Below are 22267 nucleotides of genomic sequence, written 5' to 3'. Positions count from 1 at the left end.
TAGCTTGTGTTAGCTGAATTATCCATTAAAGATTTTGCTATAATTGATGAAGTTTCCGTTCAATTTAGAGAAGGTTTAACCGTCTTGACTGGAGAGACAGGCGCAGGGAAGTCCATCATTATTGATGCGATCCAGTTGCTTACGGGTGGGCGTGGATCAGCAGAATTTGTGCGTTACGGAACAAAGAAGGCAGAAATTGAAGGTTTATTCTATGTTGATCATGATCGTCATCAAGCTTTCCAAAAGGCAGAAATGTTTGGTGTAGATATAGCAGACGACGGAATGCTTGTATTAAATCGAACCATCAGTGCCAACGGGAAGAGCATCTGTCGTGTGAACGGGAAGCTTGTAACGCTGGCTATTTTGCGTGAATTTGGTCAAACCCTAATTGATATACATACACAGCACGAGACCCAATCCCTTATGGATGTGGATCGACATATAGAATTACTGGATTTATTTGATCGTAATCAAATAGGTCAAGCAAAATCCGACTACTTAGACTTATACAAAGAATTTGACGCTTTAAAAAAACGGTATAAGGAATTGAGTGAAAACGAACAAGAAATGGCGCAACGTCTTGATCTCCTAGAGTTTCAATACAATGAATTAGATCAGGCTAATTTAAAACCAGGAGAAGACGATGAACTTGAGGAACAGCGTAATAAGTTAATGAACCATGAGAAGATATATAAGGGACTTCATGATGGATACAATGCTTTATATGGCGAACAAAAAGCGATGGATTGGTTGTCTCTTGCTTTATCCTCTCTTGAGAATGCCCGAGATTATGATGATGAAATTGCGAAAAAGGCTGAAGAATTAGCGAACCACTATTACATGGTGGAAGAGTTAGCGCATGGAGTGCGCAATCAGCTTGATGGTTTGGAATTTAGTGAAGAAGAGCTTGATTCAATTGAATCAAGATTAAACGAAATTAACCGCCTTAAGAAAAAGTATGGTCAAAGTGTAAATGATATTTTAGAATACGCTGCTTCAGTAGAAGAGGAAATTGATCAAATTAAAAATAAAGATACCCACGTTTCAAAATTGGAACAATCTATCCATGAAAAAGCTGAAGACGTTGCTCTAGAAGCAAAACAACTGCATGAAGTACGTAAAGAAGCTTCCATCCAGTTAACGAATGCAATTCACGAAGAGTTGAAAGATCTATACCTCGAAAAAGCGGCTTTTGGAGTGGATTTTTCGAGCTCTGAAGGATCTGCTCAGGACCCAGTTATAGATGGGAAATCAGTTAAAATTGGACCGAATGGATATGATCTCGTTAAGTTTATGATTACGACTAACCCAGGTGAACCTTTGAAAGATATTCATAAGGTGGCCAGTGGCGGGGAATTATCTCGTATTATGCTTGCTCTAAAGCGTATATTTTCGAAGCACCAGGGTGTTACTAGTGTGATTTTTGATGAGGTTGATACTGGTGTGAGCGGTCGTGTAGCGCAGTCGATTGCTGAGAAGATACACGGCATTTCAGCTGCATCACAAGTGTTATGTATTTCTCATTTGCCTCAAGTTGCAGCGATGGCAGACACGCACTTGTATATACGTAAAGAGGTTGAAAATGACCGGACAACAACAGTAGTTGAAGAATTAGATATGACGAATAAAGTAGAAGAACTGAGCCGCATGATAAGTGGAGCAGAAATGACGGAAACTACAAAAGATCACGCTACCGAGTTGCTTGATCTTGCTGACAAATTTAAAAAGCAACATGCATAAAACTGTCGATTCGGCAGTTTTTCTTTTTTATTTTTTCGCGAATAATAAACAAAAGCATCATACGTATAACTTAAGTGGATTTGTCGAATTCTATACATATAACTGTAATGAAATGCAGGAAAGAATGCCTTGTTTTTCTCATGTTTGCAGGGTTTAAAACGGAGCCTTGAAGGCCACATTATAAGTACAGAAATAAAATGAAAAGCAATGGGTTGGGAGCAAGGAGAGTGAACTATTTGAAGGTAACTGAAATTTTTCGCAAGACACTTGGTATCCTGCTCCTTGTCGCTATTGTTAGCGTACCGTTTTTCAAACCTGTTCAAACGTATTTTTCGATCCCCGATCAGGTAACCATCTTTAAGGATCAACATCCAGGAACCATTCCAACACTTGCATCAGCACAAACAAAAATTAAAGCAGGCGATACTGTTGTCAGTCAAGATGGTAACGCGCTAATTGGAAATGAAGTCGGCGAAAGTTCTGTCCTTTATGAAGTGTCAGGGCTACCGATTAAGAAAGTAAATGTGAATGTTCTGGATGATTTCAAAGTGATCCCTGGTGGTCAGTCAATTGGTGTAAAATTACACACTCTTGGAGTGTTAATTGTAGGTCATCATTTAGTGGAGACTTCATCAGGTAAAGTTTCTCCCGGAGAAGATGCCAATGTAAAAGTAGGAGATATCTTACTTAAAATAAATGGTAAAGACATTAAGCAAATGAGCGATGTTGCTCCATTTGTTAAAAAAGCCGGAGAAGAAAAAGAAGCGTTAAAGCTTACGATGAAACGAAACGATGAGACATTCGAAACCAATTTGACACCTAAATATGATCAAAAAGATTCTAAATACCGTATAGGTTTGTATATAAGGGATTCAGCTGCAGGAATAGGGACGATGACGTTTTACCATCCAGATTCGAAAAAGTATGGCGCTTTAGGTCATGTGATTTCAGATATGGATACAAGAAAGCCAATTGAAATTCACGAAGGAACTATTGTACGTTCCAATGTTACCTCTATAGATAAAGGAAGCAACGGGGTACCAGGAGAAAAGCATGCACGATTCTCTGCTAAAGAAAATCGGATTGGGTCTATTACAAGAAATAGTCCTTTTGGGATATTTGGTGAATTAGACAAGCAGGTGGACAATGGTTTGCGCGACAAACCGATGCCAATCGCTTTATCACATCAAGTAAAAGAAGGTCCAGCTAAGATCTTAACGGTCTTAGAAGGAGAAAAAGTAGAAGAATTTGATGTTGAAATTGTAAGTACTGTACCTCAAAAGTTTCCTGCAACGAAAGGGATGATTGTTAAGATTACGGATCCTAAGTTGCTTAAGGTTACCGGAGGTATTGTGCAAGGAATGAGTGGTAGCCCTATTATTCAAGATGGAAAAGTAGTTGGAGCTGTAACCCACGTATTTGTGAACGATCCGACATCAGGTTACGGGGTGCATATTGAATGGATGCTCCACGAAGCCGGAATCGATATTTATAAATCTAAACCAAAAGAAAAAGCGAGTTAAAGACAGGGAACGATTATATCCTGTCTTTTTTTTTCTGAAATTACATATAAGAGGCTTTTTTGCAGTGATTTCATCAAAAGAACAGCTATTCACTATGAATTATGTGGAAGTTGTATACTTATTTCATATATCAGTAAGCATTGCCATTTTAAGGGACGGTGTTATAATTAAGTATAAAGATAATTCGACAAATGGAAACCATCTCTGCTAAGAATGCGGAATTATATCGAATAGGGGAGTATATTGAAGGAAATTAAAGAAAATCGAAAAAAAGATTATATTTCTCATGAGAAAAAGAGGATATTTCCAGCTAGTGTCGAAATTTTACTGTAGGAAAAGCGGGAGCAATAGAAATTGAGGAGGAAATTTCGTGGAAAAAATTAAAGTTTGCTTAGCTGATGACAACAGGGAACTCTTGAATATGCTGGAAGACTATTTTGATGAACAGTCTGATATTGAGGTCATTGGTACAGCTTATAATGGCCAAGAATGTTTAGAGATGCTAGAGGATATGGATCCTGATGTTCTCGTTTTAGATATTATTATGCCTCACGTTGATGGTTTAGCTGTTCTTCGCCGGATGAAAGAATTAGGGAAACAGAAACTTCCTAATGTAATTATGCTAACAGCATTTGGCCAAGAAGAGACAACTAAAAAAGCCGTTGATTTAGGTGCTTCTTACTTTATCTTGAAACCATTTGATCTAGACAATCTTCGTGACCACATACGCCAAGTGTATGGTCTTGCGCCGAATTTTGAAAGTTCTGGTCGCTCTGGTCGTGAAAGAAAGCCAGAGAAGAAATTAAATCTTGACGCTAGTATAACCAATATTATTCATGAGATTGGTGTACCTGCCCACATTAAGGGATATATGTATTTACGTGAGGCCATTTCCATGGTGTATAACGATATCGAATTACTTGGATCCATTACGAAAGTACTCTACCCGGATATTGCAAAAAAGTATAATACGACAGCATCTCGTGTAGAGCGCGCTATTCGTCACGCCATTGAAGTTGCATGGAGCCGTGGTAACATTGATTCCATTTCCTCCTTATTCGGCTACACAGTTTCCATGACGAAAGCAAAACCTACAAACAGTGAATTTATTGCGATGGTTGCCGATAAATTACGTTTAGAGCATATGGCAGTTTAGGTTGCAGTCTTTATTATAATTTTTATATGGTATATTAAGCGTCTCTTCTCCTTTTGAGAAGAGCGTTTTTATTTTGTTTTTTGTTCTTTGAGAGTTATTACATAGGCGACGCGTATTACATTTGCTTTAACCCTTTACAGCATTATTGCGATAATAAATTAAAAAAATATGAAAATAATCTTACGTCTTCCTTATATTCGTGATAAGATTAAAAATTATATAAAAATTTAAGCTCTATTCACGATTATGGTTTATGTAAGGTAAGAATGACGTATGATTTTACTTCTCTATAATGATCACGTTGCAAGACGGTCATTCAATACATAAAAGTGTTCACTAGAGCCAAAAAGAAAAAGAAGTGGTGAAGCGAAATGAAAGTAGCAAAATTTGGAGGTAGTTCTGTCTCAAGTGCAGAACAGTTAAAAAAAGTAGCATCAATTATTACATCAGACCCACAACGAAAATGTATTGTTGTTTCAGCTCCAGGGAAACGCCATTCAGAAGATACTAAAGTCACTGACCTTCTTATCCAATTAGGTGAAAGAAGTTATAACGGTGATGAGTATGAAACCGTTCTTTCTTTAGTTTTAGATCGTTTTGGTGAGATTTTAACAGACCTTGGTTTGTCTAAGTCATTATTAAATGAGGTAGAAGATCAACTACGCTCAATAGTATCAGGGGAAACTGTATATACTCACCGTATGGATGCTTTAAAAGCAATGGGTGAGGACACCTTAGCGAAAGTACTTAGCCAATATTTAACAACTCTGGGGTATGACTCTTCTTACGTTCATCCGAAAGAAGCTGGTATTATTGTAAGTAATGAACCAGGACGTGCCCAGGTATTAGACGAGAGTTATAAGCGGTTGTATGAACTAAGGAAACGTGATGAAATTTTAGTTATTCCAGGCTTCTTTGGATATACGAAAGATGATCAATTAATGGCCTTCCCGCGTGGAGGTTCAGATATAACGGGTTCTATTGTTGCTGCCGGAGTGAAGGCATCTTTATATGAAAACTTTACGGATGTGGATTCGGTTTATTGTGTAAACCCAACCATTGTACCGAACCCAAAAGAAATTGTAGAATTAACGTATAAAGAGATGCGTGAACTTTCTTATGCTGGATTTTCTGTGTTTCATGATGAAGCTCTTATTCCAGCATTTAAAGCTCGTATACCTGTAAGCATAAAGAATACGAATTACCCTGATCGTAAGGGGACGATGATTTCTGCTGAACGCTCGACCACTAAAGGGCAACCGGTTGTAGGAATTGCTAGTGATGAAGGGTTCTTAAGTTTATATGTAAGTAAGTATTTAATGAACCGTGAGAAGGGATTCGGGCGTCATCTACTTCAAATTTTGGAAGAAGAAGATATTTCCTTTGAACATGCGCCATCTGGAATAGATGATATGTCTGTCATTATGCGTAGTGATCAATTAACTCCTGAGAAAGAAGCGGTTATTGTAAAACGGATTGAAGATGAACTAAGTGTGGATACCGTTACAATAGAACGGAATCTTGCGATGATCATGATTGTAGGAGAAGGAATGGATAGTACCATCGGTGTTTCTAGTAAAGCTGCTCGTGCTTTCGCTTCAGCATCTGTAAACATAGAAATGATTAATCAGGGATCATCTGAAGTTTCAATGATGTTTGGCATTAAGGCTGATCGTCTTAATGATGCAGTTCAATCCTTATATCAAGCATTCTTTGTAGAGGGTTAATAAGAGTGGATGTAGCCTCTAAAAGGATATAAATAGCAAAACAAAAAGAGCTTGGGAATCCAAGCTCTTTTTTATGCAGGTGGAATATTAAAATAAAATGAGTGTTAGCTTTGTATCCAATGGATAGCATCTTCAACAGTCTTGATACCGTAAGAGTGAATATCATGAAGAATTTGTTGGAAGAGTTCGGCTGTCATAATAGCGTCATTTAAGGCGTGATGTCTTTCGAGTTGTGTAATTCCAAAAGATGCAATCATGGAATCAAGCTGGTATTTATGATTTGGATACATTTTCTTCACCAATTTTTGAGCATCAATGGAGGGTGGAGTGTCAATAGGGAGCTTCCACCTTTTTAGTAAAGTTTGCAGGAATTTCATATCGAAAGCTGCTGGGTAGGCGACAAGAATAGTGTCTTTACTAAATTCCATAAAATCATCATAAGCTTCGAGAAACGTTTGGCCTCTTTGGAGATCCTTGCGAGTCATGCCAGTGAGATTAAGGGTGCGCTGGTGTACGGGTCGTATTGGCCGAACGTATTGATGGAATCGTTTGTAGGAAACGTGGTTAGTCCCTTGTATTCGAATCGCTCCTATTGAGATAATTTCATGTCCTAATTCAGGAAGTAATCCGGTGGTTTCCAAGTCAAATATAGTAAATGGGGCTTCCTGTATATTCATCTTTAGTAAATCTTCGTTGTGTTCTTGGGTAGAGAGTTTTTCGTGTAACTCATGATATTTATTAGTCTTTAAGTAAGGTCTTAATTTATATGCGTACATATGCCTCTCAAAAAAGATGTATTTTAATATCTCTAAATCAATCGGTAGCACGTTAAACCACCCGATTTCGGTTGTAACTTAACTCAAGTACTTGTTGAAGGCGTTTGGCAATTAGGAGAGATTCACGCAATATTTTCTTCTCCTCTTTAGATAAAGACATTACACTAATATCGTTGTTCAGCGTTTCTTGGAGCTGAATTTGTTGTAAATTTCGTTTTAAACGGAAACTCAGTAATCGATGCAAAGCCAGTTTTGCATTCTCTGTGTCCCTTGGGTGGAATCGTTCGTGTTTACGAAGGGTATCCAATCGTTTGATTGTATTAACGTCATCAATTCCATATTTAATCGTGTAAATACGGACGGCATTTACAATCTGCATAATAGCACCTTTTTTTAAATTCAATACTTTAGAGCGTCCTGTTCCATGTATGCGGCCGAACGGCTGAACAGGAACACGAAATCGTAAAGTATCCTTCATAAGGAGTTGTTGCAACGTTAAAGAACGTTTGATTTTTTGTGTGACAAATTCTCTGAGGTCATATGCGAGAGAAAAATCCCCAACAATTGGTCTGAAATCCATAAATATGGTGAAGTCTCTGATTTCTTCAGCGTCCATTTTATCTAACCATTCCTGTATAGAAGTATGCCATTGTTGTAATGATTTACGCCATTTTTGTTCCTTGGCCATAATCCCACCACTGCATAAAGGAAATCCGCAGGTTTCTAGCATATAGTTCACTTTTTCCGTGAAGATTTTGAAGAAGGTATCGATTTCGTCCTTATTTTCAAGGTGTTCATAATCATCTAAAATCATTCCATTGTCCTGGTCTGTGCTGAAAGCTTGCTCTTTTCTTCCTTCGCTCCCCATAACGATAAAACAATAGTTAATTGGAGGAGTGCCATATCCTTCCTCAACCATGTCTTCTTCAGCTAAGTGTAAGATTTGTTTATGCAATTCATCATTGTAGCTTGAGATTAGTTCGCAAATATCATAAGCGAACATGTTGTCATCTAGCAATTGAGCTACGAACTGTTGAAAGGCTCTGTTATACCGTGGTGATAAGCTAGTCAGCTCTTCTAGTGAATTTGCTTTCCCGATCTGATAGCGTAAATCAAAGTAGATAGAGTTTTGCATTTTTAAGAATGATGTTTGCCTTAACAATCCAACCACTTGCTGTTTGTGTAGTACGGGGATAATTGCAGCAGGATTATGCTTTAAGTAAGATAATGCGTCGTAAATAAAGTCTTGATCGTTAACGGCATAGGGCTCTTCATTTAGGTATTCTTCAATTCGTCCATTAAAATCTTGCTGCAAATAGGCGAGGATTAAGTCTTGATAATTAAAAACGCCAATCAATTCTTGGTCATCCCCGCAAACAATAAGTCCTCCTGCTTTTTCATCTTTCATCTTTTTAACTGCTTCTGTGACAGAAGCATTATGATGGATTGTAGTAGGTGTTTCAGAATAAGACACAACACGTTGCTTAAATAAATCACGATCGTAGCTTGAGTCATCCAACTCGCTCGTTTTATATTTAACTTCATGGTATAGGCTCTTCATTAGATTGCTTATACCTTCTAACACAATGTTTGAGAAGGCCTGGTTCTCAGACATAATTTCAACAAATCGCTCACGTTTGAAACGAATAGCTTTTGTTTCTTCGAGTGCTTGTACAGAAAATTTCATTTCTCCACTTGTTAGCATTATCATAATTCCAACAAGATCCCCGGGGTAGTAATAACGGATGGAAAGCTGTTTGCCGTTTGAGCGGTGAAGGATGTTTTTCGCTAAGCCGTTAAGAACAAAGTAGATATCACTTTCTTCCTCTTTCTCGTCTTCGTGAAAGATAAATTGATTTTTCTTATATGATTTTACAGTAGCATCAGTGAAAACACGGTCATACTGTGATTCCGTGAGCATTGTAAAAGGATATTGTTGTTTAAATACTTCAACATATTTCTCCAATCTATTCCCTCCATAATAAATTTTTCCCTCATTAGAGTATACCAAATTGTTAACATCTTGTAGAATATCACGTGTTATGTGAGGAAAGTTAACATACCTTCGTTGCATTAAAGGTGTGCGACGTGTAGAATAGATGTCATCTCCTTAGGTTGAATACTTAAGTTTTCAGCCTGAGTGAGTGGGTCCATTAAAAAAAGACCCCCAACTACTGGGTGGTCTTCATAGGTTGTTGCTGTTCTTTAGACTTTAAAGCGCCCTTTAGTCTTTCCGGATTTCTTATCACGGTAAAGAATGAATCCTCCAATGAAGGCTAGTCCCCCCAAGAATAAGAGGAGCCCGAAAGCGAATTGAATCCATACCTGGAATAAAAGAGGTTGTACGATTCCGAATAAGCTATCACGCATTAGTTTGAACCCTAAAACAGCTAGTGCTCCAGGGACAAATAAAATCAACATTGCCATAAAACGAGCCATTTGTTTGTTCTCCCCTTTTTGCTCTTCCAATTGTAGTATATCAAAGAAAATTAGGTCTTCCTAGTCTCGTTACGCTTGCTAAAATGTGCACATTCACCTAATATAAAAGTATGCAAATAATTGCAAGGTGTGGATGCGGATGAAGAGAGTTTTAGTAGTAGGTGCTGGTAAAGGGGGAACGGCTCTTTTGACCCTTTTAGGCAGCACGGAGATGATGGAAATTGTTGCTGTCGTTGATACAGAAGAGATGGCGCCGGGTATGCAATTGGCCAGAAATAAGAATATACCAACAGGTACAGATTGGAAAGAATATTTGGATCAGGGTATTGATATTGTCATTGAAGCAACAGGAGATGAAGAGGTATTTGAAGAGTTGCTTCAGGCGAGATCGAAGAAAACGGTCGTAATTCCTGGTTCTGTTGCTTACATAACATCAGAACTGCTAGAAGAGAAAAACGAATTATTGTCAGAGCTGAAGAGGCAGACTCAGAAACAAGAACTAATTCTGAGTGCTATTCACGACGGCATGATTGTTATTGATCGTTCGGAGACTGTAACATTTATGAATAGGAGTGCAGAGCGGATCCTCGGAACGACTAGAAAAGAAGCGATGGACAAGCCTATACAAGAAATCATTCCAACCTCAAGATTGTCGCACATTTTGCGTGTTCGTCGTAAAGAGGTTAACCAAAAACTTGAGCTCGAAAATGGGCGTAAGATTATCACAACAAGAATACCTATTATCGGATCTCATCAAGAAGTTTTAGGTGCTTTCGCGGTATTTAATGATATTACAGAAGTTGTTGATTTGGCTGAAGAAGTTACAGATTTAAAAGAAGTTAAGACGATGTTAGAAGCCATTATACAATCTTCTGAAGAAGCAATTTCTGTGGTAGATGAAAATGGGATGGGGATTATGATTAACCCGGCTTATACACGGATCACGGGATTGTCTGAAAAAGATATTGTAGGAAAGCCCGCGACGGCTGATATATCTGAAGGAGAAAGTATGCACATGCGTGTCCTTCAGACGAGGCGTGCTGTTCGTGGTGTCCGTATGAGTGTCGGTCCATCGAATAAAGAAGTTCTCGTAAATGTTGCTCCTGTTATTGTGGATGGAAAGTTAAAAGGAAGTGTTGGTGTTCTTCATGACGTTTCGGAAATTCGTTCATTAACAAGTGAGCTTAGAAAAGCCCGGCAAATTATACGTAGTCTTGAAGCTAAATATACCTTTGATGATATTATTGGAGATTCGCCGGAAATGACCCTTGCGCTTGAACAAGCGAAGGTAGGGGCTAAAACCCCTGCAACGGTGTTGTTGAGGGGGGAGTCTGGTACGGGCAAAGAGTTGTTTGCTCATGCCATTCATAATGAAAGTAACCGTCGGCATAATAAATTTATTCGTGTGAATTGTGCGGCGATAGCAGAATCCATACTCGAAAGTGAGTTGTTTGGCTACGAAGAAGGTGCTTTCTCGGGCGCTAAACGCGGAGGTAAGCGTGGTTACTTCGAAGAAGCTAATCATGGGAGTATATTCCTTGATGAAATTGGTGAGTTGTCCTTGCCTATGCAAGCCAAGTTGTTGAGGGTCCTTCAGGAAAATGAGATCGTCCGTGTAGGTGGTACAAAGCCGATCTCTATTGATGTTCGAGTGATTGCGGCTACCAACGTGAAGATGGAAAAAGCTATTATGGATAAGAGTTTTAGGGAGGATTTATATTACCGTCTTAATCGATTGCCCATATTCATTCCACCACTTCGAGAAAGAAATGTTGATATATCCTCTTTGGTTTACCATTTAATTCATAAAATCAACCAAGATTACGGCCGTAATGTAAATGATATTTCGGGAGATGCTTTGCGTTATTTAGAACAATATAATTGGCCTGGTAATGTTCGCGAGCTTGAGAATATTATTGGGAGAGCTATGATTTACATGAATATGAATGAAGAGGAAGTGAAGCTATCTCACTTACCTGAGCTTTTTGAACACCCTAAAAACCCTGTGCGAAAAACAGATCCTTCAACAGAATGGGAAGGGCAAACGTTGCAACAATCGCTTGAAGATTTCGAGAAAAAAGTTATAAAAGATGCATTTCGGTCTTGTGGAGGTAATAAAACCAAGACAGCTAAGGCTCTGGGAGTCTCTATCCGAAACTTGTATTATAAGCTTGATAAATTCGGTATTGATAAAAACAGCATGCAAGATCTTTCGTAGTGCGCAAGGTATTGCACGTTTTTGTGTTATCAAAAAAGCGTTTTCAAAGCACTGAAGTTGGCATGGTTTTTGCATAAGTAGTAATGTGAGAGTTATGGGAAGGTGATTGTTTATGAAGTTGCAAGACATACTCGGAAAAGTTGATCAAAAATCAAAAAAAAGAGTAGCTGTTGCCCAAGCGGCTGATAGGGAAGTAGTAACGGCAGTAAAACATGCATTAGAATATGATCTTGCCAATTTCTTTCTTGTGGGTGACGAAAGTGAAATTCAACAGATAGCTGAAGTTGTTGGATTAGACCTTTCTGATGAAAGGATAGAATTAAAGCACGTCCCAGATCAGACTTTAACGGCAACTGAAGCAGTTAAATCTGTGTCAGAGGGCTACTCAGACGTGGTCATGAAGGGTCAAATTGATACAAAAATAGTATTGAAAGCCGTCCTTAACAAAGAGTATGGCTTAAGAGCAGGGAAGGTATTATCCCACGTTGCGGTTTTTGAAGTACCAAATCGTGACAAATTTGTTCTTTTAACTGACTCAGGAATGAATATAACGCCAACACTAGAAGAGAAAGCTCAAATCATATCAAACGCTGTACATGTAGCTAAAGGTATTGGTATTCAAATGCCTAAAGTAGCACCACTTGCCGCAGTGGAGGTTGTAAACCCAACTATGCCTGCCACTGTTGACGCTGCAGCCTTAACTCAAATGCAAAAAAGAGGGCAAATTAAAGATTGTATTGTAGATGGGCCCCTAGCTTTTGATAATGCGGTGTCATTCGAAGCGGCGGGTCAAAAAGGTATTCAGTCAGATGTAGCAGGTCAAGCAGATATTTTACTCGTCCCTGCTATTGAAGTCGCCAATGCTTTGTATAAATCATTTGTCTACTTCGCTGGAGCGAAAGTGGCCGGGGTCATTAGCGGGGCTAAAGCACCAATTGTCCTCACGTCACGTTCAGATACAGCTGAAAGTAAATTATATTCATTAGCGCTTGCACTACTAACTTCTGAAGAAAAATAGAGGGGGAAATGAACTATGGAAATTTTTAAGTATATGAAAGAATACGACTACGAGCAACTAGTATTTTGTCAAGATGAAGCATCAGGACTAAAGGCGATTATAGCTATTCACGATACTACACTAGGGCCTGCCCTTGGTGGTACACGTATGTGGTCATATGATACGGAAGAAGAAGCGATTGAAGATGCTCTTCGCTTAGCGAAAGGGATGACGTACAAGAGCGCTGCAGCAGGCTTAGGCCTTGGTGGTGGTAAAGCGGTTATTATCGGAGACGCTAAAAAAGATAAAAATGAAGAAATGTTCCGTGCCTTTGGTCGTTATATTCAAGGGTTAAATGGCCGTTATATTACAGCAGAAGATGTCGGCACAACTGTACATGATATGGATACAATCCACGAGGAAACAGACTATGTTACTGGAATCTCTCCTGCATTCGGTTCTTCCGGTGACCCATCTCCTGTAACAGCATACGGAATTTATCGTGGTATGCAAGCAGCTGCAATGGAAGCTTATGGATCTCCATCTCTTGAAGGAAAAGTCATTGCTGTTCAAGGTGTTGGGAACGTATCGTATAACCTTTGTAAGCACCTACACGAAGCAGGTGCGCAGCTAATCGTAACGGATATCAACAAAGAATCTGTTGCTCGCGCAGTTGAAGATTTCGGAGCAAAAGCTGTAGAGCCGGATGAAATCTACAGTGTTGACTGTGACATTTACTCTCCTTGTGCGCTTGGAGCAACAATCAATGACGATACGATTCCTCAATTGAAAGCAAAAGTGATTGCAGGTGCAGCCAATAACCAGTTGAAAGAAGAGCGTCACGGAGATCAAATTCACGAAATGGGCATTGTCTATGCACCGGACTATGTAATTAACGCTGGTGGGGTTATTAACGTAGCAGATGAGTTATACGGATATAACCAAGAACGTGCCATGAAGAAAGTAGAAGGTCTTTACGACAATGTTATGGAAGTTTTCAATATTGCACGTCGCGATAACATTCCAACATACAAAGCAGCTGACCGAATGGCTGAAGAGCGTATTGAAAAACGTCGTAGAACACAAAGCAAATTCTTACAGAACGGTCACAATATATTAAGCCGTCGTTAATGAAATGAAGTATGGAGTGGAGGGGAAACATCTTGCAACAATCGTATCGCGTTCTAGTCATCAATCCAGGGTCAACATCAACAAAGATCGGAGTATTTAATGATGACCAGTGTATTTTTGAAGAAACGATTCGTCATACATCTGAAGAAACCTCTCAATTCCCACGCATCATCGATCAATTTGAATTTCGAAAGAAAACCATACTCGATGCCCTTCACCATGAGGGCATCAGTAGTTCAAAATTAGATGCTGTATGTGGAAGAGGAGGCCTGCTTCGACCGATCGAAGGAGGTACGTATAAAGTTAATGAAGAAATGTTAGATGATTTAAAAATGGGCTATAACGGAGAGCACGCTTCAAATCTTGGTGGGATTATCGCCCACGAGATTGCAGAGAGTTTAAATATACCTGCTTTTATTGTCGATCCAGTTGTAGTAGATGAAATGGCAGAAGTTGCGCGAATTTCAGGAGTTCCTGAGATTCCTAGAAAGAGTATCTTTCATGCTTTAAACCAAAAAGCTGTTGCACGTCGCGTAGCATCTGAACTGAATCAACCATATGAAGAGCTTAATATCATTGTGACTCACATGGGTGGTGGAATTACAGTTGGCGCCCATGAGCGTGGAAGAGTTATCGATGTGAACAATGGTTTGCATGGTGACGGGCCTTTCTCACCCGAACGAGCGGGTACCGTTCCGGCTGGTGACCTTGTATCCTTATGTTTCTCTGGCGAGTACTATCGCGAAGAAGTCATGAAGAAACTAGTAGGACAAGGTGGTATTATGGCTTATCTCGAAACAAACGATGCTCGTGATGTAGAGAAGCGTATTGAAGAAGGAGACGAAAAGGCTCGTCAAATTTTTGATGCAATGGCTTATCAGGTAGCCAAGGAGATCGGTTCAATGAGTGCGGTTTTAGGCGGGAAAGTTGATGCAATTGCGTTAACTGGAGGCCTTGCCTATGGGAAATCATTTGTTTCTATGATTACTGAACGTGTGAACTGGATTGCTGACTGCTTAATCTATCCTGGAGAAAATGAATTGCAGGCTCTCAATGAAGGGACACTTCGTGTGTTACGCCAAGAAGAGCAACCGAAACACTACCCAAACCCAATTGGATGAAAGGGGAGATTTCATTGGCTAATGAATATGATTTAGTTGTACTTGGAGGAGGAACAGGTGGTTATGTAGCTGCTGTTCGTGCTTCTCAGCTAGGGTTAAAAACAGCTATTGTTGAAAGTGGGAAATTAGGAGGCACTTGTCTTCATAAAGGCTGTATTCCTTCAAAAGCATTGCTTCGAAGTGCGGAAGTGTTCGAACAAACGAAGAAAGCGGATACATTTGGGATTGAGACAGAACCTCCTACTCTTAATTTCTTTAAAGTACAAGAACGTAAACAATCCATTATTGATACGTTACATACAGGGGTACAAGGGTTAATGAAAAAAGGGAAAATTGACGTTTACGAAGGATTTGGTCGCATTTTAGGTCCAAGCATCTTCTCTCCTTCTGCAGGAACCATCTCTGTTGAAATGAATAATGGAGATGAAAACCAAATGCTCATACCGAAAAACGTCTTGATTGCAACAGGCTCTAGCCCTCGGACATTACCAGGACTTGAAGTGGATGAAGATTATGTTATGACATCTGATGAAGCTTTAAGTATGAAAGAACTTCCAGAATCGATTGTCATTGTTGGCGGAGGCGTCATTGGAATTGAATGGGCTTCCATGCTAACTGATTTTGGTGTGCAAGTTACGGTACTAGAGTATACCGATCGTATTCTACCTACTGAAGATAAAGACATCTCAAAAGAAATGACTCGTCTTATGAAGAAGAAGGGTGTAAAGATCGTGACAGGTGCTAAAGTTCTTGGTGAAACATTAAAGAAAGAAGCGGGCGTAGAGATCCAAGCTGAACATAAAGGTGAAACTAAGACTTATTCTGCTGATCGTATGCTTGTATCTGTAGGACGCTCTCCGAATGTGAATAATATTGGTCTTGAAAACACCGACATAGTTGTTGAAAACGGATCCATTCAAACAAACAAATTCTATCAGACAAAGGAATCACACATCTATGCGATAGGGGATGTTATTGGTGGTATGCAGTTAGCACATGTTGCTTCACATGAAGGCATCACAGCAGTTGAGCATATGGCAGACCAAGACCCTATGCCTTTGAATATGGAGCAAGTTCCATCTTGTATCTATTCCAACCCAGAAGCAGCTAGTGTTGGGTTAACAGAGGATCAAGCGAAGGATAAGGGTTACAACGTAAAAGTCGGCAAGTTTCCTTTTAAAGCTGTTGGGAAAGCACTTGTGTACGGAAATTCAGATGGATTTGTAAAAATCGTAGCCGACGAGGAAACAGATGATCTTCTTGGTGTTCATATGATTGGTCCTCATGTCACAGATATGATCTCAGAGGCTGGTCTTGCCAAAGTATTAGATGCAACACCTTGGGAAGTTGCTCATAGTATTCACCCGCATCCTACCCTTTCTGAGGTGATGGGGGAAGCGGCTTTAGCCGTTGACGGAAAACAAATTCACGGATAATGAGGAGGAATTTTTGTGACTGAGAATCGTCACCAAAAACTAGGCCTTTCAGATGAAGAAGTATTAGATATGTATCGTACGATGCTCCTTGCTCGACGCATCGATGAAAGAATGTGGTTGTTAAATCGTTCAGGAAAAATCCCGTTTGTTATTTCTTGTCAGGGACAAGAAGCCGCACAGGTGGGAGCCTCTTATGCATTAGATCGAGAACAAGACTATGTAGCTCCGTATTATCGCGATATGGGTGTTGTTTTATCTTTTGGTATGACAGCTAAAGATTTAATGTTATCTGGATTCGCAAAAGCAGAAGATCCAAACTCTGGCGGTCGTCAAATGCCTGGTCACTTCGGGCAAAAGAGTAATCGCATTATAACAGGTTCTTCTCCGGTGACAACACAGGTTCCTCATGCTGTAGGATTTGCACTTGCAGCTAAAATGGAAAAGAAAAACTTTGTTTCCTTAGTAACTTTAGGGGAAGGTTCATCCAACCAAGGTGACTTCCATGAAGGCCTTAACTTTGCAGGAGTTCATAAGTTACCGGTTATTGTAATGGTAGAGAACAATAAATATGCTATCTCGGTACCATTAGAAAAGCAGTTAGCTTGTGAGAAGGTATCCGATCGTGCCGTTGGGTATGGCATGCCTGGATATACTGTAGACGGGAATGATCCCCTTGCAGTATATGAAGCGGTAAAAGGCGCTGCTGATCGTGCGCGTAGTGGAGAAGGCCCAACGCTTATTGAAACCGTATCTTACCGTTTGACTCCACACTCAAGTGATGATGATGATCGTACGTACCGTGAGCGTGAAGAAGTAGAAGAAGCAAAGAAGAAAGACGCTCTTGTCACATTCAAAGCATACTTACAAGAAGTAGGTGTGTTAACAGAAGAGAAAGATAAAGAGTTAGAAGAAGAAATGAAATCTCTCATCAATGAAGCTACTGATTACGCAGAGGAAGCACCATATGCTGAAGCTGAGAGCGCATTGAAATACGTTTACGCTGAGGACGAGTAAGGAGGGGGAACGAATATGCCAGTAATGTCTTATATTCAAGCAGTTACACAAGCGTTACATGAAGAAATGGAACGCGACGAGAAAGTATTTGTGTTAGGAGAAGATGTAGGGAAACGCGGAGGCGTATTCCGTGCTACGGACGGTCTTTACGATAAGTTTGGAGAAGCACGCGTAATTGATACACCTCTCGCAGAGTCTGCAATCGCTGGTGTCGGAATTGGTGCAGCTATGTATGGGATGCGTCCTGTCGCTGAAATGCAGTTCGCTGATTTCATTATGCCTGCTGTTAACCAAATTATCTCAGAGGCAGCAAAAACACGCTATCGCTCAAATAATGATTGGAATGTACCAATGACGATTCGCGCTCCTTATGGAGGCGGTGTTCATGGAGCGCTTTACCATTCCCAGTCTGTTGAAGCAGTATTTGCAAACCAACCTGGTTTAAAAATTGTCATGCCATCCACACCGTATGATGTAAAAGGACTATTGAAAGCAGCTATTCGAGATGATGATCCAGTTCTATTTTTTGAACATAAACGAGCGTATCGTTTAATTAAAGGTGAAGTTCCTGAAGATGATTACACACTACCGATAGGAAAAGCTGATGTGAAACGAGAAGGTTCAGATATCACTGTCATCACATATGGTCTATGTGTACATTTTGCCCTTCAAGCCGCAGAGAAATTGGCTGAAGAAGGAATCGATGCTCATATTTTAGATCTTCGTACGGTTTATCCGTTAGATCAGGAAGCCATTATCGAAGCAGCGAAGAAGACCGGGAAAGTGCTTCTTATTACAGAAGATAATAAAGAAGGAAGCATTATCGGTGAGGTATCTGCTATTGTATCAGAGAATTGCTTGTTTGATCTTGATGCGCCGGTAAAACGTCTGGCTGGTCCGGATGTTCCGTCCATGCCATACTCACCGCCAATGGAAAAGTATTTCATGATGAATCCGGATAAAGTTGAAAAAGCAATGCGTGATCTTGCTGAATTCTAGGAATGAAGGAGGGGCTAGCAGTTGGCTAAAGAAAAGATTAACATGCCTCAGCTCGGGGAGAGTGTCACAGAGGGGACGATTAGTTCATGGCTCGTTTCCGTTGGAGACACAGTAGAGAAGTATGATCCAATAGCTGAAGTCATGACGGATAAAGTAAATGCAGAAGTACCATCTTCTTTTAGTGGCAAAATTGTCGAGCTCGTTGCAGAAGAAGGAGAAACGATTGAAGTAGGGAACTTAATCTGCTATATCGAAACAGAGGGTTCTAGCGAGGCAACGGAGGAAGCAAGTGCTTCTGAAAAACCAGAGACACCAGTTGAAAAAGATGGTGTAGGATCATCTGATGATGAAGATCAGCCGATGAAAAAGCGTTATTCTCCGGCCGTCATGCGAATGGCGCAAGAAAATGATATTGATCTGAATCAAGTTCAAGGCTCAGGTCGCGGTGGACGTATTACTCGAAAAGATATTGAAAAAATCATTGCTTCAGGTGACCTTCCAAAAGCAGATGAGGCGCCTAAGCCAAAAGAGCAAGTTCAAGAAACTCAACCTGCAAAAGAAACGAAAGAAGTTCCAGCACCACAAGCTGCTAAACAAACTAGTGGTCCTCAACCAACAGCCAATGAAGGGGATATTGAGATTCCGGTTACTGGTGTACGTAAGGCGATCGCTCAAAATATGGTGAAATCAAAAACTGAAATCCCTCATGCATGGATGATGGTGGAAGTGGATGTAACGAACCTTGTAGAGTATCGAAACTCTGTCAAAGAAGATTTCAAGCAAAAAGAAGGCTTTAGCCTTACTTTCTTCTCATTCTTCGTAAAGGCAGTAGCTCAGGCACTGAAGGAATATCCTCAGCTAAACAGCACATGGGCAGGCGATAAGATCATCCAACGCAAAGCGATTAACCTAAATATCGCTGTAGCGAAAGAAAATGAACTGTTTGTTCCTGTAATTAAAGATGCGGATGATAAAAGCATAAAAGGACTTGCAAAGGACATCACAGACCTTGCTACAAAAGCTCGTAACGGCAAATTAACCAATGATGACATGCAAGGTGGTACCTTCACAGTGAATAACACAGGTTCATTTGGATCCGTGCAGTCTATGGGAGTTATTAATCACCCGCAGGCAGCCATTCTTCAAGTGGAATCGATTGTGAAGAAGCCAGTCTATATGAACGGTATGTTCGCAGCGCGTGATATGGTCAACCTATGCTTGTCTCTAGACCACCGTGTTCTAGATGGTCTAGTAGCTGGTAATTTCCTTGCTCGCGTGAAAGAGATCCTAGAAACCATGACAAAAGAGAACACTTCTGTGTACTAAATAGTAAACCCTCTGAGTGTTAAACTCAGAGGGTTTTTTTTGGTTCTGTAAATGTTTAGGGTTGTTATTGGTTTTAAAACGATTGTTCAAGACTCGAAGTTAAGAAAATGTCTCCGTATGCTTTAATTGAGTATAAGGTGGGCCTGGAAACCACTCGCTTCCCAGCTCCCCGCAGGAAAGCGAGTTGTCCCCGAGCAAGCCCAACCACTCATCAAACATAACGGCCCCTTCCTGATAAAATATCTCAACTTAGAGTTTTTCCATATCAAGGATCTTATATGGGACTATTAAAATTCACACTATAAAGCCTATTCTTCAAGGAATATAAAGTAAACTTTACTTTTTCAACAAAGCCCTACTCAAAGGAAAGATTCCAAGACTCTGCACTATGAGAGAGATCAGAACGACTGAAAAGGAAAGTGACAAGAGGATGTCCGTTCCTTCAGCGCTGCTTTCTGCTTGTAATGTAAGAATAAGGACAACAGACATGGTCCCTTTAATACCTGACCAACTTATAAGAGCAATCTCTCTACCACTAAGTTCTCTCCGCCAGGCAGGAAATAGTTTAATTGTTCCAATCATAACGATATAACGGATGAGAAGAGAGGCTAAAAAGATTAGTATAGATAAATACCAATAGTCAAAGACCAAATAACCAGAAGCCTCAATCCCTATAAGTAAGAATACGAGCGAAAGAATGGTAGGTTCTACAATATCCCAAAAACCATCTAAAGATTCTCGGTAGTGATCTTCCTTATTTGTGTGTCCGAACTCCCAGCTCAACATAATCCCTGCGCTTACTGTAGCTAGAACACCTGATACACCGATGTGCTCAGCGATAAGAAAAATGCCGTAAGCTAATATAATACTGAGCATAACCTGGTATTCTTTGTGGTGAGTGAAGTGAACGGCTTTACTGACAGCCCAGCCACAAAAGATTCCAAGAACTATTCCGCCAAGAGAAACAAGAAGAAATTCATTTATAAAAGATGTAAGCGAAAGGTTCTTGTCATGAATGAACATGCCAGATAAGAATGTGAATAAGACGACACTCGTTCCATCATTAATCATAGATTCTCCCTCAACAACATCGGCAATCTTTGGATTATCAGCAGATTGCTTCAAAATGGATACAACTGAAACTGGATCCGTAGGCGTGAGGATAGAAGCCACAATCATAGCACCAAGGAAGGTAATAGGTACAACGATCCCACCAATAAAAAAGGTAATCACACCAAATAAAATGGCAGTAAAAAGTAAACCGATTGTACTTAATACAGCGATTAGTCCTGCGTGCTCCTTAAGAGATTTGGGCGAATAGCGGTAAGCAGAGATGAAGAGCAAAGCAGGTAGAAATATATCGTAGAGAATTGTTTCTGTTAGGTCGACAGAATTGAAAAAGGGTATGAAAGAAAGTCCAATACCAATGATCACTAAAACCGGCGGAACAGGAATGTTTTCTTGTTTTTTATCTAAACTAAAAACGAGATAACCTACAAATAATAAAAGAATTAATTGGGTTGGATTCATAAGTACACCTCCTGATTTACGCATTTCCCCCATCCCGAAATTTTAAATCCTTCAAGATGGGTAAAATCTTCTAGTTTACGCTAGTTCTATAGGGGAATGGGTAAAAGTCGAATCCTTTACGTAGGAGAAGTGAACAATGAGCCAGTTTTTAACTTTTGGATTATTTATTGTATCAGCTATTTTAGCTTATTTTGTAGCCAGTAGATTAGCAATGTTTGGGGACGGGTTAAGTGAGAAGAATAAAACCTCCTCCTCATTTATGGGGATTCTGATTGGGGCAGCTATTTCCCTTCCTGAACTAACAGCAAGTGTCACAGCCATTTCGATCGACAGTCCTGATCTAGCAATAGGGAACTTGCTAGGGAGTAATCTATTTAATTTATTAGCGTTGGCAATATTAGATATCATTTACCGTAAAACACAAATTATGGGCAAAGCCGATGTAGGTAGTAAGCTCTATAGTTACCTTGTTATACTGATGACATTAATTGTAGTAGCAGGGTTAATGATTGATGTGCCAGCTCAGATTTATCATATTGGCCTTTTCTCAATCATCCTAGTACTCGTGTACATTATTGGAGTACGTTGGGTTAATCGGAAAACAGAAGAAAAGGTGAAACGTAGAAGTCGGAAAAATGAGAAGTATGCAGATTATACGTATAAGCAAATTGTATTACGCTTCACATTGTGTGCAGTAGCGATTATGATTGTTGGGTCCGTATTAACGATAACGGCTGATGAGATCGCTTCTATTACAGGTTTAGGCTCTTCTTTCGTAGGGTCCTTTTTAGTGGGCGCGAGCACTTCCTTACCAGATGCTGTCAGTGTTATTACAGCCTTAAAGTTGAGGAACTATAGTATGGGGGTTAGCTCATTGCTTGGCAGTAACGCATTTAATATTATGCTGCTGTCCTTTACAGATGCTATTTACTTAAAAAATAATCTGTTAGCCCATGCGAGCCCTTCTAATATTGTCACTAGTGTTTCTTCCATTATCGTTGTTTTTGTTATTCTATACAGTATTACACGAAAGAAAGAGCGCTCAACCCTCCTTTATGTCATACCACCTTTATTAATCGTATGTTTATATATTGTAGCGACGCTAGCTGTTTATCAGATGAAATAACAAAAGGT

General features: G+C 39.9%; 17 protein-coding genes. 13 read left to right on the top strand and 4 right to left on the bottom strand.

The window, feature by feature from the left end:
* The first annotated feature begins 6 nt into the window (after positions 1–6).
* The 4 genes from recN to N780_RS07625 all read left to right on the top strand — a co-directional run bounded on the left by recN (position 7) and on the right by N780_RS07625 (position 6146).
* Positions 7–1740 (top strand): DNA repair protein RecN, encoded by a 1734-nt coding sequence (gene recN / locus N780_RS07640; RefSeq protein WP_036782037.1) that lies wholly within the window; start codon positions 7–9, stop codon positions 1738–1740.
* Positions 1741–1976: 236 nt separating this feature from the next.
* Complete coding sequence (gene spoIVB, locus N780_RS07635) at positions 1977–3263, top strand: SpoIVB peptidase (protein ID WP_036782035.1); 1287 nt, start codon at positions 1977–1979, stop codon at positions 3261–3263.
* A gap of 370 nt (positions 3264–3633) precedes the next feature.
* Positions 3634–4419 (top strand): sporulation transcription factor Spo0A, encoded by a 786-nt coding sequence (gene spo0A, locus N780_RS07630; RefSeq protein WP_036782033.1) that lies wholly within the window; start codon positions 3634–3636, stop codon positions 4417–4419.
* A gap of 371 nt (positions 4420–4790) precedes the next feature.
* Positions 4791–6146 (top strand): aspartate kinase, encoded by a 1356-nt coding sequence (locus tag N780_RS07625; protein WP_036782031.1) that lies wholly within the window; start codon positions 4791–4793, stop codon positions 6144–6146.
* 104 nt (positions 6147–6250) lie between these two features.
* Here the strand turns inward: N780_RS07625 and N780_RS07620 are convergent, their stop codons facing one another.
* The 3 genes from N780_RS07620 to N780_RS07610 all read right to left on the bottom strand — a co-directional run bounded on the left by N780_RS07620 (position 6251) and on the right by N780_RS07610 (position 9361).
* Positions 6251–6973: a 3'-5' exonuclease gene (locus N780_RS07620; RefSeq protein WP_036782029.1), complete on the bottom strand. Its 723-nt coding sequence runs from the start codon at positions 6971–6973 to the stop codon at positions 6251–6253.
* Between the two features lies 1 nt (position 6974).
* On the bottom strand, positions 6975–8888 hold the full coding sequence (locus N780_RS07615) for a DUF294 nucleotidyltransferase-like domain-containing protein (protein WP_036782207.1): 1914 nt from the start codon (positions 8886–8888) through the stop codon (positions 6975–6977).
* A gap of 239 nt (positions 8889–9127) precedes the next feature.
* Positions 9128–9361 (bottom strand): DUF2627 family protein, encoded by a 234-nt coding sequence (locus tag N780_RS07610; RefSeq protein WP_036782027.1) that lies wholly within the window; start codon positions 9359–9361, stop codon positions 9128–9130.
* A 139-nt stretch (positions 9362–9500) separates the two neighbouring features.
* On the opposite strand from N780_RS07610, the gene N780_RS07605 reads away from it, so the two are divergent.
* From N780_RS07605 to N780_RS07570, 8 genes are all read left to right on the top strand, one after another.
* Positions 9501–11579 (top strand): sigma-54 interaction domain-containing protein, encoded by a 2079-nt coding sequence (locus N780_RS07605; RefSeq protein ID WP_036782025.1) that lies wholly within the window; start codon positions 9501–9503, stop codon positions 11577–11579.
* A 112-nt stretch (positions 11580–11691) separates the two neighbouring features.
* The gene (gene yqiS, locus N780_RS07600; protein WP_036782023.1) at positions 11692–12597 is read left to right on the top strand and encodes a phosphate butyryltransferase; all 906 of its coding nucleotides are present in this window, start codon (positions 11692–11694) and stop codon (positions 12595–12597) included.
* A gap of 15 nt (positions 12598–12612) precedes the next feature.
* The gene (gene bcd / locus N780_RS07595) at positions 12613–13707 is read left to right on the top strand and encodes a branched-chain amino acid dehydrogenase (protein ID WP_036782021.1); all 1095 of its coding nucleotides are present in this window, start codon (positions 12613–12615) and stop codon (positions 13705–13707) included.
* Positions 13708–13718: 11 nt separating this feature from the next.
* On the top strand, positions 13719–14828 hold the full coding sequence (gene buk, locus N780_RS07590; RefSeq protein WP_198135840.1) for a butyrate kinase: 1110 nt from the start codon (positions 13719–13721) through the stop codon (positions 14826–14828).
* Between the two features lie 14 nt (positions 14829–14842).
* On the top strand, positions 14843–16264 hold the full coding sequence (lpdA, locus tag N780_RS07585; RefSeq protein WP_036782020.1) for a dihydrolipoyl dehydrogenase: 1422 nt from the start codon (positions 14843–14845) through the stop codon (positions 16262–16264).
* A gap of 69 nt (positions 16265–16333) precedes the next feature.
* Complete coding sequence (locus N780_RS07580) at positions 16334–17278, top strand: thiamine pyrophosphate-dependent dehydrogenase E1 component subunit alpha (protein ID WP_084599454.1); 945 nt, start codon at positions 16334–16336, stop codon at positions 17276–17278.
* A 15-nt stretch (positions 17279–17293) separates the two neighbouring features.
* Positions 17294–18277, top strand: coding sequence for an alpha-ketoacid dehydrogenase subunit beta (locus N780_RS07575; protein ID WP_036782016.1), 984 nt, complete (start codon positions 17294–17296; stop codon positions 18275–18277).
* A 21-nt stretch (positions 18278–18298) separates the two neighbouring features.
* Positions 18299–19603, top strand: a complete 1305-nt coding sequence (locus tag N780_RS07570; protein WP_036782014.1) for a dihydrolipoamide acetyltransferase family protein — start codon at positions 18299–18301, stop codon at positions 19601–19603.
* Between the two features lie 336 nt (positions 19604–19939).
* On the opposite strand, the gene N780_RS07565 is transcribed toward N780_RS07570, so the two are convergent.
* Entirely contained in the window at positions 19940–21133 is a 1194-nt protein-coding gene (locus N780_RS07565) for a cation:proton antiporter (RefSeq protein ID WP_036782013.1), read from the bottom strand.
* 136 nt (positions 21134–21269) lie between these two features.
* Between N780_RS07565 and N780_RS07560 the strand changes: the two genes are divergently transcribed.
* Positions 21270–22259, top strand: a complete 990-nt coding sequence (locus N780_RS07560) for a sodium:calcium antiporter (RefSeq protein WP_036782012.1) — start codon at positions 21270–21272, stop codon at positions 22257–22259.
* Positions 22260–22267: the final 8 nt, after the last annotated feature.

This window comes from Pontibacillus chungwhensis BH030062 (assembly GCF_000770675.1).
GTDB classification, from domain to species: Bacteria; Bacillota; Bacilli; order Bacillales; family BH030062; genus Pontibacillus; species Pontibacillus chungwhensis.
The sequence above is the reverse complement of the archived record's forward strand: the minus strand, read 5'-3'. Positions and strand labels throughout refer to the sequence as shown.